This is a genomic window from Polynucleobacter acidiphobus (genome assembly GCF_003065385.1).
Taxonomy (GTDB): Bacteria; Pseudomonadota; Gammaproteobacteria; order Burkholderiales; family Burkholderiaceae; genus Polynucleobacter; species Polynucleobacter acidiphobus.
In genome coordinates this window covers 1,776,244-1,790,938 of record NZ_CP023277.1, presented here as the reverse complement: position 1 = coordinate 1,790,938, position 14,695 = coordinate 1,776,244, and the positions used below count along the sequence as shown (strand labels likewise).

Here is a 14,695-nt window from a genome sequence, read left to right as displayed (position 1 = left end):
AGATGGTAGACCCTCGCAAGCAAGCATTTGAAGAGAATAAGCTAGATAAAAAACTATGCCGCCTAGTTGGTCAGGCTATCGGCGATTTTGGCATGATTGCCGATGGCGATAAGGTGATGGTATGCCTTTCTGGTGGCAAGGATAGTTATACCTTGCTTGATATTTTATTGAAGTTGCGTGAGCGGGCACCAATTTCATTTGATCTGGTTGCTGTGAACTTAGATCAAAAACAGCCCAACTTTCCCAGTGACACACTGCCTAATTATTTACGCCAACTCAACATCCCTTTTCATATTGAAGAGCAAGACACCTATAGCATTGTGAAAAGGGTGATTCCTGAGGGCAAGACAACCTGCGGATTGTGTTCTCGTTTGCGACGCGGAATTTTGTATCGAGTGGCCGATGAGCTTGGGGCAACCAAGATTGCCTTGGGGCATCACCGAGACGACATCCTAGAAACATTACTGCTCAATATGTTTTATGGGGGCAAGCTAAAGGCAATGCCACCCAAATTACGCTCAGATGATGGGCGTCATTTGGTCATTCGGCCACTAGCCTATGTTCCTGAAAAGTTGATTGAGCGCTATGCGCAATCGATGGAGTTTCCAATTATTCCCTGTGATCTATGTGGTAGTCAGCCAAACCTGCAAAGGGCTGCTATGAAGAAATTACTCCGTGAATGGGAAAAGGAATTTCCCGGTCGGATCGAAAACCTGTTTCGTTCCCTGCATCACATCGTTCCATCCCACCTATTGGATCAAGATGCCTTTAATTTTCAGAATCTATCTATTCATTCGGATTTGACCGAGTTCGTTAAATCGTATGAGGGTGATCGTGCAATCGATGAGGGCGTTGATGTGTGTGCTGCAACGGAGCCTTCATGGTCTTCGCTGACCTGGATCCATAAAGATTAGAGTACGTCTATCCGCATTTGCGGGATGCTTCTAAGCCCTATAATTAATCCTATGAATATCGTCATCTTGGCTGCTGGGCAAGGCAAGCGCATGAAGTCCGCTTTGCCAAAGGTATTGCAGCCTCTAGCAGGCAAGCCTTTACTTGCGCATGTGCTTGAAACCGCATTAGCGCTTGCCCCTAAGGCCGAGCCGATTGTTGTGATCGGGCACGGTGCACAGCAGGTTCAAGCATTCTTAGCCCATTTGGCTAATTTAGATGAGCGCTTTAGTAAGGTAAAGACCGTTTTGCAAAAAGAGCAAAAAGGAACGGGTCATGCGCTATTACAGGCCTTACCAAAGCTAAATCCTGGGGCGCCCACGCTGGTCTTGTATGGTGATGTACCCCTGTGCTCCAAGGAAACCTTGAATACGTTAGCCCGCTTAAGTGATGGGGCGGTTGGTTTGCTAACCCATCGCATGGAAAATCCATATGGCTATGGCCGCATCGTGCGGGATGTTGACAACAATGTGCAAGCCATTGTTGAGGAGAAGGACGCCAATCCAGCCATTCGCTCGATTCAAGAAATTAATACCGGCATCATGGTTTTGCCCACCGAGCAATTGGGTAAGTGGCTAAAGGGGATTAAAGCTAAAAATGCGCAAGGTGAATATTACTTAACGGATGTGATCACCATGGCGGTTAAGGCCGGCGTGCCAGTGCGTTCTGCCCAAGCAGCCGATGATTATGAAATCCTAGGCGTCAATAATCGCGCACAATTAGCCGAGTTGGAGCGAGTCTTGCAAACTCAGATCGCGAACGTACTTTTAGAGAACGGCGTCACGCTTTTTGATCCCGATCGAATCGATGTTCGCGGTGAGCTGCGTTGTGGCAAGGATGTGTGGATTGACGTTGGTTGTGTTTTTGAGGGAATCGTAACCCTGGCCGATCAGGTTCGCATCGGACCCTATTGCGTCATTAAAGATACGCACATTGCTGAGGGTACTGCAATCGAAGCATTTAGCCATCTCGATGGGGCTAAGATTGGCCCCGCCAATCGAATTGGACCCTATGCACGGATACGGCCGGGCGCTGAATTGGCAAGTGATGTTCATATTGGTAATTTTGTAGAAGTTAAAAATAGCAAAATTGCATCACAGAGCAAAGCCAATCATTTAGCGTATGTGGGCGATTCGATCGTGGGGTCACGCGTCAATATTGGCGCAGGCACGATTACCTGCAATTACGATGGTGTCAATAAGCACCAAACAGTAATTGAAGACGATGTATTTATTGGTTCGGATACGCAGTTGGTTGCCCCCGTAAAGGTAGGCAAAGGCGCGACGCTCGGCGCAGGAACCACGCTTACCAAAGATGCACCTCCAGGCAAATTAACGGTATCAAGGGCAAAACAAATTTCGATTGAATGGCAACGGCCAACGAAAGTGAAAAGTGTGTTGCCAAAAGCAAAAAAGATCGCTCGAAAGTAAATCCTTTTTATGTGTGGAATCGTTGGAGCAGTTGCCAAAACAAATGTCGTCGATACCTTAATCGAGGGACTGCGACGCCTAGAGTATCGGGGTTATGATTCTTGCGGATTTGCCGTGATTGATAGTCAGCAAGCGGGTCATCCGATCGAGCGAGCCAGAACCACTGCCCGTGTGGCCGACTTGGCAAAGCAAGCCCAGGACTTTTGTGGTCAGGTTGGGATCGCGCATACGCGTTGGGCGACGCATGGCAGACCCGATACGCATAATGCACACCCCCATATTTCGAATGGGCAAATTGCGGTTGTGCATAACGGCATTATCGAAAACTATGAGGTACTACGCGATCAGTTAAAAGCATCTGGTTATGTGTTTGAATCAGAAACTGATACCGAGGTCATTGCTCATTTAGTTCATCAGGAATTTATTAAACTTGGCAAGCCAGATTTAAAGAGAGCAGTTGCACAAGCCATAGAACAATTAAGAGGTGCTTATGCGATTGCTGTGATTGCTCAAGCCGAGCCCCATCTCCTCGTGGGCGCTCGTGCCGGCTCACCCCTCATTATTGCAATCGGTGATGATGGCCACTATTTATCCTCAGATGCACTTGCATTAGCAGGTAAAGCCAAAACCATGGCTTATTTAGAAGAGGGCGATCTGGTTGCTTTGACTGTCAATGGGTTTGAGGTTTGGGATCGAACGGGTCAGGCGATGCAGCGGGAAATTACACCAATGCCTGTTCAAGCACAAGCAGTTGAATTAGGACCCTATCAGCACTTCATGCAAAAAGAGATATTTGAGCAAGCCCGTGCGGTCTCCGACACAATTGCCAATATCGCCGAACTTGGCCCGGCTTTGTTTGCTGCGAATACGCAAGAATGGCAGGAGTTTGATCAGGTATTGATTCTTGCTTGCGGGACAAGTTATTACTCAGCTTGTGTCGCTAAATATTGGTTTGAAGACATTGCAAAGATTCCAACGCAAGTTGAAATTGCTAGTGAATACCGGTATCGACAATCGATTCCAAATCCAAGAACTTTGATTGTGGTTGTCTCCCAATCTGGAGAAACGGCAGACACCTTGGCAGCCTTGCGTCATGCCAAACAGCTTGGTCATCCTCTTAGCTTGTCGATTTGTAATGTGGCATCGGGTGCGATGGTACGAGAAACCAAATGGCACTTTTTGACACACGCTGGCACTGAAGTTGGGGTAGCCTCTACCAAAGCGTTTACTACCCAATTAGTTGCCCTGTACTTATTGGCCAATACGATTGCCAAACGCTCGGGGCATTTATCACCCCTTGCTGAGAAAAAAGTACTCGAGGATTTACGCCATTTACCTCAAGCAATCCATGCCGTATTGGCACTAGAGCCACAAATTATTGCCTGGAGTCAAGCGTTCGCGAATTGTCAAAATGCGCTTTTCTTAGGGCGCGGCTTGCATTTCCCGATCGCTCTTGAGGGCGCCCTCAAGTTAAAAGAGATTTCTTACATTCATGCGGAAGCCTATCCGGCTGGCGAGTTAAAACATGGGCCGCTTGCTTTGGTGACTGAGGCGATGCCGGTTGTCACCGTAGCACCCAATGATGTATTGCTCGAAAAGCTGAAATCAAATATGCAAGAGGTCAAAGCCCGTGGCGGCCGCCTTTATGTCTTTGCTGATCAGGGTACGGAAATTAAAAGTGAAGAGGGTATCCAGGTGATTCGCTTACCAGAGCATTACGGTAATTTATCGCCGCTATTACACGTTATTCCGCTCCAGCTCTTGGCTTATCACACCGCAGTAGCCCTTGGTACGGATGTTGATAAACCCCGTAATTTAGCCAAAAGCGTTACGGTCGAGTAATTCATCCAAAAGTAAGCTCCTTGTGGTCAAATAATAGGTGTGAAGAGCCTTTTCGATTCTCAATGTTCTCTCTGTCATTTCATTTCGCTAAATCCACTTAAGCATGGTTTTGGTCTTTTGGTTTGCCTTGGCCTCACAGCCTGTGCCGTCGGCCCCGACTTTAAAAAGCCCGAAGCTCCAAAAGTTGCTACGTATACAGAAAAACCAGTTTCATCAGAGTTGGCAACAGCGCCGAGTGTCGGAGGAACGAAACAATCCTTAGATCCTGCCGCCGATATTCCCGCGGAGTGGTGGTCCCTATATCGTTCCCCTGAACTAGATGCGCTTATTAAGCAGGCTCTAAAACGCAACCCAACCCTAGCCTCAGCGGATGCAACCTTGCGTGCTGCCCAAGAGAATGCGAACGCAGCCTTTGGATCTTTATTGTTTCCAAGTATTGGTTTGGGGGCATCTGCAACGCGCCAACAAATTACTCCATCGACCTTTGGGCTGAGCTCAGGTAATCCAAACATATTCAATCTGTATAACACCTCGGTTTCCGTAAATTACAACTTGGATGTATTTGGAGGGGCGCGACGTGCTGTGCAAAGTGCTCAAGCGCAGGCTGAAATTACTGGATTTCAATTGGAGGGCGCTTATCTAAGTTTGACAGCAAACATTGTTACTACTGCGATTCGCGAGGCAGCACTTCGTGCTCAATATCAATCCAATTTAGAAATTTACGAGTCCCAGAAAAATCTGGCTGATTTAATTAGTAAGCAGTTAGAAATAGGAACAGCATCCCGCGTTGATCTAACTTCACAGGTTTCGCTTGCGGCTAGCTCACAAATTGATTTGTTGAATATTGATAAGAATCTTTCGTTCACCCGAAATCAATTGGCAGTTTATGTGGGCGATTTTCCTGGTAATGCACAGTTGGCTAAGTTTGATCTCGCTAAACTAAACCTACCAGAACGCATTCCACTTTCGATTCCATCGGATCTGGTTCGTCAACGCCCTGATATTCGTGCGGCCGAAGCATATATCAAGTCAACGAATGCACTGGTGGGCGTAGCAACTGCTAATCTTTTACCTCAAATTTCTTTAAGTGGTGCGATGGGTTCGCAGGCCTTAACGACTGGTGCCCTATTCGGACCAAATGCTGCCATTTGGTCTGTGGCTGGCGGGGTATTTCAGCCTTTGTTCCAGGGAGGTGCATTGCTAGCTCAACGACGTGGCGCTATTGCTACCTATGAGGCTGCGGTATTTCAGTATCAAGCGACTGTACTGAATGCATTTCAAGAAGTAGCAAATGCGCTGCAAGCTCTTGAGAGTGATGCGCTTGCGCTGCGGGCTGCTTCAGAGGCAGAGCGTAATGCTTTGGAGTACCTCAATTTATTAGAGGAACAATATAAACTCGGTACTGGTAGTTATCTCGCAGTATTAATTGCTCAGCGACAGTATCAGCAAACTAAATTCCGCTTGATTGATGTGCAAGCAAGTCGGTTTGCGAATACTGCCGCATTATTTGCTGCGCTGGGTGGTGGCTGGTGGAATCGCAGTGGCCCCGCTTTTCAGGCCCAGGCCAGTGAGCAAGTTAACTCGCCTAAACAAAGTCATTAAGAGATCGATTCATGAATCTAGTTCATCAATTCATAGCGTGGATAAAAAATACGCTTCTCACTGAGAAAACTCTCAGACTGATCTGGGCGCCATTTGCTTGGATTGGCGCTCGTTTGCGCCCACGTGAGCGTTTTAAAAAGACCAAAACATACGCTGCCTTAATGCAAATGCCCCCCTTGAAGCGTCGCATGATTGTGATGCTAGTTGGGGTATTTATTTTGTTAGGCCTAATTTTCGGATTTAACCAATTAAAAACATTTATGTTTAACCAGTTTATGGCTGGTATGGGAATTCCACCTGCAACGGTCACCACCACGGTTATTGAAAAACAAGAATGGCAACCCCGGATGAACAGTGTCGGTAATGTGCGCGCATTCCGAGGTGTTGATCTCAGTACCGAAGTTGGCGGATTGGTTGTCAAGGTTCCGGTGAAGTCTGGTGTGGATGTTAAAGAAGGTTCATTACTCATTAAGCTCAATGACTCCGCCGATGTCGCCCAACTGAACTCTTTAAAAGCCATGGCGGATTTAGCGAAGGTGATTAATGAGCGCGATAAGGCTCAATTAGCGATTCAGGCGATCAGCAAGAATGTCTATGACACCAGCACCGCGGATATGAAGGCAAAGCAAGCGCAGGTAGAACAGCAAATTGCTTTGATTGCTAAAAAGAATCTCAAGGCTCCATTTAGCGGTCGGGTTGGCATCGTCACAATTAATCCTGGACAGTACGTCAATCCTGGTGACAAGCTATTAACCTTGCAGACCATTGATCCTATTTTTGTGGATTTCACCTTGCCGCAAAGCTCGGCTGGGATTATCGAGGTGGGTCAAACCATTGAGTTGCAGACTGATGCATTTAAAGAAACGCCATTTGTCGGAAAGATTACGGCCGTCAGTCCTAAGGTTGAGCTTAATACCCGTAATATTCAGATTGAGGCTCAAATTAGCAATCCAGATAAGAAGCTCTTGCCTGGGATGTTTGCGAACGTCAATATTAATTTGGGCGATAAGGTTGAGTTACTGACCCTGCCTCAAACCGCTGTTACTTACAATCCGTATGGCAGCACCGTATTTATTGCCAAGAAAACCAATCGCTTGGATAAAAAAGGCGTGCCTGTGCTTGAGGCGCAGCAAGTGTTTGTCACGACTGGACCCACCCGGGGTGACCAGGTTGCCATTCTCAAAGGTTTAGAGCCTGGTATGACGGTTGTCACTAGTGGGCAATTGAAATTGAAGAATGGCACCCCCTTAATCGTGAATAACAGTGTCTTGCCAGCCAATTCACCGGATCCAAAACCACAAGAGCAATGAGTCAAGATTTTCAGCGCCATCAATGGACGGATTTATTTATTCGTCGCCCTGTCCTTGCAATCGTGGTGAGCTTGCTGATTTTGCTATTGGGTCTCAAAGCAGTTGGTTCATTGCCCGTTAATCAGTATCCCCAAACTCAAAATGCAGTAGTGACCATTACAACCACTTATTTTGGGGCGGATCCGGAGACAATCGCAGGATTTATTACCCAGCCTTTGGAAGGAGCCATTGCTCAAGCCCAGGGCATTGATTATTTATCCTCGATTAGCATTAGTGGCGTTTCCACGATTACTGCTACCCTGCGCCTAAATTACGATGCTAATCAGGCGCTTACTCAGATTAATACGCAAATTAGTTCGGTGCGTAATCAATTGCCGCCGCAAGCACAACAGCCGATTTTGACAGTACAAGTGGGTCAAACGACTGCGGCAATGTATATGGGTTTTTATAGCGACGACATCGCTAATAACAGCATTACTGATTATTTATTACGCGTCGTTAAGCCTAAGTTGGACTCAATTAACGGTGTGCAAAATGCCGAAATCTTAGGTGGTCGTAAATTTGCTCTTCGTGCCTGGCTCGATCGTGACCGAATGGCAGGCCTTGGTGTTGCTCCAGACGATGTATATGCAGCACTGGCCGCCAATAATTATTTAGCCCCCGTGGGAAGTACTAAGGGGCAAATGGTTTCGGTGGATTTAGTGGCCAATACTGACCTCCATTCTTTAGACGAATTCCGTAAATTAATTATTAAGCGCAATGGTGCAGACATTGTGTATTTAGACCAGGTTGCAACGGTCACTTTGGGTTCTGAAGATTACAACAACAATGTGGCATTTAATGGCAAGCAGTCAGTCTTTATTGGTATTAAGGTCGCACCCGATGCAAACCTATTGGATGTGGCTAAGCGGGTTCGGGATGCATTTCCCGATATTCAGAAGCAATTGCCAACTGGCTTAAATGCCAAGATTGTGTATGACTCGACTGATTTTATTAATACCTCCATTCAGGAAGTGGTCCAAACGCTGCTAGAGGCTTTAATTATTGTGACAGTCGTGATCTACCTATTTTTAGGTAGCTACCGTGCGGTTGCGGTACCCGTACTGGCCATGCCATTGTCATTGATTGGCACGTTTTTCATGATGCAAGTCCTTGGCTACTCAATCAACCTATTGACATTATTAGCCTTGGTGTTAGCGATTGGCTTGGTGGTGGACGACGCCATTATTGTGGTTGAAAACGTTGATCGCCACATGAAAGAAGGTAAGTCGCCGCTTGAGGCATCCCTGATTGCAGCGCGTGAGTTGGGTAATCCGATTCTGGCGATGACAATCGTATTGATCGCTGTTTATATCCCGATTGGATTTCAGGGGGGGTTAACGGGGGCCCTATTCACCGAGTTTGCATTTACCTTAGCGGGTGCGGTCGCAGTTTCTGGGGTGGTTGCATTAACGCTATCGCCGATGATGTGTTCACGACTATTTTCGCAAGAGGAAGAGATGTCTCCTTTTGTGAAGAAGATCGATCGAGTATTTGAGAGTGTGCGACATTCGTATCAGAATACTCTGCGAGATCTGTTATCAACCTGGCAGGTCATCATCGTGATGGGCGTGTTGTTGCTAATCGGTGTTGTGTATCTCTATGCGACCGCGCGCTCTGAACTTGCTCCCACTGAAGACCAGGGTATTGTTTTAGTTTCAGCGGTTGGACCACCCAATTCGACCGTAAATCAAATGCAAGGGTATGCCGATCAAGTTTTTCAGATTGCAAGTAAAGAGCCCGAATATAAACAAATGTTTCAGATCACCAGTCCAAATTCAAGTTTTGGTGGCGTGATTATGAAAGATTGGGGCGAGCGCAGTCGCAGTGCCAGTAAATTCCAAGAAGATCTGCAAAATAAATGGAATAGTATTGCGGGCACGCGCATTGCCGCATTCCAGTTTCCAGCGTTACCAGGTGCTCAGGGCTTTCCAGTTCAAGTGGTCATTAATACAACAGAGCCCTATTCCAATTTAAATGAGGTGTCGCAAGCGGTCCTCGATAAAGCCAGACAAAGCGGCATGTTCTTCTTCGTCGATTCAGATTTAAAGATCGATAAACCACAGGACGTATTGCAAATTGATCGTGAGAAAGTCGCTGCTTTAGGGATGACCCAGCGCGATGTGGGTAATGCCTTATCCGCTGCCCTGGGCGGCGGCTTTGTTAATTACTTCTCGGTTGCAGGCCGTTCCTATCGGGTCATTCCACAGGTGAAGCAGGCGGATCGTTTAAATCCTGATCAGATTTTGGACTACTACATTAAAACCCCGACGGGGGCGATGATTCAGGTGAGAACCATTGCGACGATACAAAGTCGCGTCGTACCCCAATCCATTAATCGTTTTCAGCAATTAAATTCAGCGACGATTAGTGGTGTCAGTACGCCATTTGTCTCGCAAGAGGAGGTCTTGGATTTTCTGGAGCAAACCATTAAAGAGGCTGCGCCATCTGGCTACTCGATTGATTACGCAGGGCCATCGCGTCAGTTTAAGGCCGAGTCGGGTGGATTTTTGGTGACAATGATGTTTGCCGTATTAATCGTCTTTTTGGTTCTTGCCGCTCAGTTTGAGAGCTTCCGTGATCCTTTGGTTATTCTGGTTTCGGTGCCGCTCGCATTATTTGGGGCATTAATCTTTATCAACCTTGGATTTACCACTTTAAACGTCTATACCCAGGTGGGATTAGTAACCTTAATGGGATTAATTAGTAAACACGGAATTCTGATGGTGGAGTTTGCCAATGAACTTCAAGTGGCAGGACGATCAAAGCTAGAAGCCATTATTGAGGCAAGTAGTGTACGTCTGCGCCCAATTTTGATGACGACCGCTGCGATGGTATTGGGCGTTATTCCACTCGTGATTGCCTCAGGCGCTGGGGCAGCCGGCCGTCAATCAATGGGAATTGTGATCTTTACTGGCCTTGCAATCGGCACACTATTTACTTTATTTGTGGTGCCAGCGATGTATCTCTACATCGGTGCCGATCACCAACAAAAGAAATTTAAGCAGGTTTAATTACTGTTCAACTGCTTTGGTAAATTGGGTTGATTTGCAAATCTGGTCGTACCAACGGGTAATGTGATTTAACTCTGCGCGTGGACCCGTTTTGTCTGGGTATTGATCGCTCAGCATGAACCAGCGCTTGACGCATAAGGTTAGAACGATGTCACCCAAGTGGAAGTTAGATCCCGAACAATAAGCCTGCTTGCTCAAAACACTATCGAGAATTCCGAGCAATTGATTGGACTCTTGGAATGCCTTAAGGATTGCCGCGTAGTCTCTCTCGGCCTCAGGAATGCGCGTTAATCCTAAGAATGGGATCCGCAGAGCTGGCCACAAGGTTGTTAATTGCCAATCGAGCCATTTATCAGAGGCTGCCATCGGCGCAAGTTCAACAGGGAAGCGCTTGCGATCAGCGTACTTATGGGCCAGATAGCGCAAGATAGAATTTGATTCCCAAAGGATTAGCTCACCATCTCGTAAAGTCGGCACCAAACCGTTGGGGTTTAGCGCTAAAAACTCGGGCGTTTTATTAACGCCAAAGTGGAGACCCGCATCGATCCGCTCAAAGTCGCGTCCTTCAACAAGGCCCAGTTCGGCAAGTATCCACAATACTTTTTGAACATTAATGGATGATTTTCTGCCCCAAAGCGTCATCATCAGAGACTCCCTTCCGGATCAAATGCGAGTTGCGTAAATTGGCTATGTGCAAACAGCAATGGTTGCAAATCAGGATCGTGTTCGATAGCTAAAACGCGAGCCACAATAATTTGATGATCGCCACCCTCATGCACTGCAACGGTCTCACACTCGTAATAGGCCGCACAGTCTCTGAGTTGATATAAACCACTGCTATTGATGTTATGGTTTAGTTCAAGTATATTTTTCTTGATCTGCTTGGCAAAAATTAAGGCTAGATCCTTTTGATTGGCTTCTAAGACATGAATCAGCTGTCGTTGTCCAACACCAAAATAATCTTTCAGGTCGGATTGTTTCCCAATGCTCCATAAAATGAGGGGGGGCGATAGGGATACGGTATTAAATGAGCTGACCGTAATGCCGACCGGTTTTTTATCAGAATTAAGCCCGGTGATTACGGTGACACCAGTTGGAAAGCTAGAAAACGCTTGTCTTAGCTCGAGGGATGAGAATTGAGTCTGCAATGAAAACTTTACTTGGCTGGATTGATTTTGGTAGTGGGAATGGGAATTAGAACTTCATTTTCATCGGCTCTGACGCATTTAAACCGATAATCTTTGCCCGCCTTAGAAATAAAACTGGCGCCCATATAAAAGTCATCTTTACAGACTTTATTTGCAAAATCCATCACTTGTTGAGGATCGGCGCTCGAGCTAATGAGGCGCATATTACCCAAAGACATGGTTAGCCCGGTCGAGGCGCACGCACTTAAAACAAGAGGGGTCGCAACTATTAATACAATACGTTTCATGAAAAGCCCCATAATCGATCCTGAAACAGTAGGATAAACGGTTTTAATAAAGTACACGCATTCAATATTTAATCTATTTTGGAATCCGCCATGTTTAAAGCCATTTTAATTAATAAAGACGAACAAGGGTATCGTGCCCAATTAAGTGACGTTGATGAGAGCGCCCTGCCAGAGGGGGATGTCCGGATTAAGGTGCATTACTCCACCTTAAATTACAAGGATGGCTTAGCAATTACAGGTAAGGGACCAATCGTTCGGCAATTTCCTATGATCCCCGGAATTGACTTAACCGGCGAGGTCATTGAAAGCAAGAGTCCTGAGTTTAAAGTTGGTGACCTGGTTGTATTAAACGGTTGGGGTGTGGGGGAGTCTCACTGGGGGGGCTTGGCCCAGTTGGCAAGCGTAAAGTCTGAATGGCTAATTCCATTGCCTAAGGCATTTACGCCCAAACAATCCTTAGCCATTGGTACAGCCGGCTATACCGCCATGCTGTGCATTATGGCGCTTCAAAAACATGGTCTAAAGCCTGCCGATGGTGAAATCTTGGTGACCGGTGCAGCCGGTGGTGTAGGTAGTTTTGCAATTAGTCTTTTGCATCAATTGGGCTACACCGTTGTCGCTAGTAGCGGCCGCCTTGAGGAAGTAGATTATTTGAAATCACTTGGCGCATCCGAAGTGATTGATCGCGCCTCCTTATCTCAGCCAGGCAAACCCTTGGCGAAGGAGCGTTGGGCAGGAGTAGTTGATTCAGTGGGAAGTCATACCTTAGCCAATGCATGCGCTGCCACTAAAGCCAATGGTGCGGTTGCCGCATGCGGTCTAGCACAGGGAATGGATTTTCCGGCCACGGTTGCCCCATTCATCTTGCGAGGCGTTACCCTCTATGGAATTAATAGTGTTACTCAACCAAAGCAAAAACGCATTGAGGCATGGGCCCAGCTCGCATCCTTGTGCAAACCTGAGCAATTAATGGCGATTGCTAAGGAAATTTCTTTGGGCGAGAGCATTCAATATGCTGAGGATCTGATGAACGGTAAGGTTCGTGGTCGGGTGATTGTGGATGTTAATCGCTAGAGTTTGCAGTTGCTTGTCGTAAGGCAAGCGCCAACCAAACCGCTTCCTTTTCTGTCTCACTTAAGATAGACCAATTTGCGATTTCATCAATGCTTCGAAAGCAGCCATAGCAGTAGTTTGATCTTGGATTCATTTCACACCAGTTGACGCATGGTGAGCCAATGCTGCCATCTAGATTTCGAATCATCGGTAATTGTCCGGGAAAATATTTCTAAGCCGTAACGACTGATCATACTCAATGAAGTCAGGAATTTCGCCTGCAAGTAAACGATTCTTATACGATTGCCACATTGCCGGTTGGAATAGATCAGCATGGTGCTTGAGTAGCAGATCACGGATTTGATCATTACCAAGTAAAAATGTTTTATAAGTCTCCGGAAAAATATCTTTAGGACCAATGCGATACCAGGGCTCGCTTGCCATTTCATCGTCTTCATTGCGTGGTGCAGGAACTTCGCGGATTTCGCAATCGGTTAAGTATTCAATTTCATCGTAGTCATAAAAGGCAACTCGCCCATAGCGCGTGACCCCAAAGTTTTTATACAACAAGTCGCCCGGGAAAATATTAGCTGCGATGAGATTTTTTATCGCTTCGCCGTACTGAATCACGCCATCCTCAATTTCAGCGGGCGAGCCCTCTTGAAGGCGAATATTAAGAGGGGTCATGCGCCGTTCGATATAAAGATGTTTGATGACTAATTCGGCATCAGGGCCTTCGCCACCGCTAAACTCAAGTAATGATGCACAGTGCTCCTCAAGCTCGGCTAGTAATTCGGGGGTAAACCGATTTAAGGGAAAGGCAACATTGGAGAATTCCAGAGAGTCAGCCATTCGTCCAACCCGATCATGCTGCTTAACCAATTGGTATTTCCCCATAATTTGATCACGGGTGGTTTCTTTGGGAGGCGGAAAATAATCCTTAATGAGCTTAAATACATAGGGATAGCTCGGTAGATCAAACACTAGCATCACTAGACCCCGTATTCCGGGGGCGATTCGAAATTGATCGGTGGAATGCATCAGGTGATGCTGGAAGTCTCGATAAAACAAATTTTTACCGTGTTTTTGCAGTCCGATCATGTTGTAGAGCTCAGCCCGGGGTTTATGCGGTAAGAGGCTTCGCATAAACGTGACATAAGCCGATGGTACCTCCATATCGACTAAGAAGTAACTGTGCGTGAAACTAAAAATAAGACGCAGGTCAACTTCCGATAGCAAGATACCATCAATAAGTAATTCACCTTTTGGGTTGTGCATCAGAGCCAGCACTAATGGAGAAATCTTTTCTCCATTAATGATGCGCCCCATGATGTAGGCGGTCTTATTGCGAAAAAATAGCGTGCTTAGGGCATGAATCTGAAAATCCGTTGAGCTCGTTGTGTCCGAGAGAGACTGCTTGATGAGTTTGGTTGTTAGCTCAAGATCACGATCTAAATTTTCAAAAGAGTTTTTAAGATCAAAACTGCTAATTAAACTTTTGAGGACAGCTTGAAGACCCTGAATATCGCCAGGGTAGTAAGCCCGGTAAGATGGCTTTGAGGGCGCCTCATCGTTTTCTAAATATTCGGTGGATATCGTGGGGCGTACAAAGATAAATTTGTTATTGAAATATTTACTTGCCAGAATCCGTGTGGTGACCGAGTTAAAAAATGTTTCTGCTAACTCTGGCTGATGAAGATTCGATAGAAGACCGATGTAATGCAGTTTCACCTGTTGCCAAATTTCATCGGATAAGGCGGGTGCATCAAATTCTTCTTCAAGGTGGTGCGCTGTTTCAAGGACCCGTTGGTCATAAAAGGTGATCCGATCGCGTAGTAGCTGGCGAATACCATGCCAATCTTGGTTCTCAAATGCTGCTTTGGCCAAGCGGCCAGCGTCTCTGAAAATGCTGTAATGGCGCATAAATCCTTGAAGGAGAGTTTGGGCCATATCAAAAGCAACTTGCGACGATAATAGTTTGGGAAATGGATTGTTCATACCAAGAGTGTATCTAGCAAT

General features: G+C 46.4%; 12 protein-coding genes. 7 read left to right on the top strand and 5 right to left on the bottom strand.

What is annotated here, in order from left to right:
* Nucleotides 1-2: 2 nt before the first annotated feature.
* The 6 genes from ttcA to AOC32_RS09370 all read left to right on the top strand — a co-directional run bounded on the left by ttcA (nt 3) and on the right by AOC32_RS09370 (nt 10,188).
* Nucleotides 3-914 carry a tRNA 2-thiocytidine(32) synthetase TtcA gene (ttcA, locus tag AOC32_RS09395; RefSeq protein WP_108509201.1) on the top strand — a complete coding sequence of 304 codons (912 nt, stop codon included), beginning with the start codon at nt 3-5 and terminating at the stop codon, nt 912-914.
* Nucleotides 915-965: 51 nt separating this feature from the next.
* Entirely contained in the window at nt 966-2,381 is a 1,416-nt protein-coding gene (gene glmU / locus AOC32_RS09390; RefSeq protein WP_108509200.1) for a bifunctional UDP-N-acetylglucosamine diphosphorylase/glucosamine-1-phosphate N-acetyltransferase GlmU, read from the top strand.
* 9 nt (nt 2,382-2,390) lie between these two features.
* The gene (glmS, locus tag AOC32_RS09385) at nt 2,391-4,223 is read left to right on the top strand and encodes a glutamine--fructose-6-phosphate transaminase (isomerizing) (protein WP_108509199.1); all 1,833 of its coding nucleotides are present in this window, start codon (nt 2,391-2,393) and stop codon (nt 4,221-4,223) included.
* Nucleotides 4,224-4,262: 39 nt separating this feature from the next.
* Nucleotides 4,263-5,825 (top strand): efflux transporter outer membrane subunit, encoded by a 1,563-nt coding sequence (locus tag AOC32_RS09380; RefSeq protein ID WP_234409751.1) that lies wholly within the window; start codon nt 4,263-4,265, stop codon nt 5,823-5,825.
* 167 nt (nt 5,826-5,992) lie between these two features.
* On the top strand, nt 5,993-7,135 hold the full coding sequence (locus AOC32_RS09375) for an efflux RND transporter periplasmic adaptor subunit (protein ID WP_108509421.1): 1,143 nt from the start codon (nt 5,993-5,995) through the stop codon (nt 7,133-7,135).
* Complete coding sequence (locus AOC32_RS09370) at nt 7,132-10,188, top strand: efflux RND transporter permease subunit (RefSeq protein WP_108509198.1); 3,057 nt, start codon at nt 7,132-7,134, stop codon at nt 10,186-10,188. Before AOC32_RS09375 ends, AOC32_RS09370 begins: the two co-directional genes overlap by 4 nt.
* Here AOC32_RS09370 and AOC32_RS09365 read toward each other — a convergent pair whose 3' ends face one another.
* Genes AOC32_RS09365 through AOC32_RS09355 form a run of 3 tightly spaced genes read right to left on the bottom strand, consistent with a single transcriptional unit; the run spans nt 10,189 to nt 11,623 of the window.
* Complete coding sequence (locus AOC32_RS09365) at nt 10,189-10,833, bottom strand: glutathione S-transferase family protein (RefSeq protein WP_108509197.1); 645 nt, start codon at nt 10,831-10,833, stop codon at nt 10,189-10,191. It abuts the gene before it with no gap.
* Nucleotides 10,833-11,336, bottom strand: a complete 504-nt coding sequence (locus AOC32_RS09360; protein ID WP_108509196.1) for a flavin reductase family protein — start codon at nt 11,334-11,336, stop codon at nt 10,833-10,835. Before AOC32_RS09360 ends, AOC32_RS09365 begins: the two co-directional genes overlap by 1 nt.
* An 8-nt stretch (nt 11,337-11,344) precedes the next feature.
* On the bottom strand, nt 11,345-11,623 hold the full coding sequence (locus AOC32_RS09355) for a hypothetical protein (protein ID WP_108509195.1): 279 nt from the start codon (nt 11,621-11,623) through the stop codon (nt 11,345-11,347).
* Nucleotides 11,624-11,713: 90 nt separating this feature from the next.
* Here AOC32_RS09355 and acuI point away from each other — a divergent pair, with 90 nt between their 5' ends.
* Nucleotides 11,714-12,697, top strand: a complete 984-nt coding sequence (gene acuI, locus AOC32_RS09350) for an acrylyl-CoA reductase (NADPH) (RefSeq protein ID WP_108509194.1) — start codon at nt 11,714-11,716, stop codon at nt 12,695-12,697.
* On the opposite strand, the gene AOC32_RS09345 is transcribed toward acuI, so the two are convergent.
* Nucleotides 12,687-12,884, bottom strand: coding sequence for a DUF1289 domain-containing protein (locus AOC32_RS09345; protein WP_108509193.1), 198 nt, complete (start codon nt 12,882-12,884; stop codon nt 12,687-12,689). The genes acuI and AOC32_RS09345 overlap by 11 nt on opposite strands.
* Nucleotides 12,881-14,674: a bifunctional isocitrate dehydrogenase kinase/phosphatase gene (gene aceK, locus AOC32_RS09340; RefSeq protein WP_108509192.1), complete on the bottom strand. Its 1,794-nt coding sequence runs from the start codon at nt 14,672-14,674 to the stop codon at nt 12,881-12,883. The genes AOC32_RS09345 and aceK overlap by 4 nt, the downstream gene beginning before the upstream one ends.
* Between the last annotated feature and the right edge of the window lie 21 nt (nt 14,675-14,695).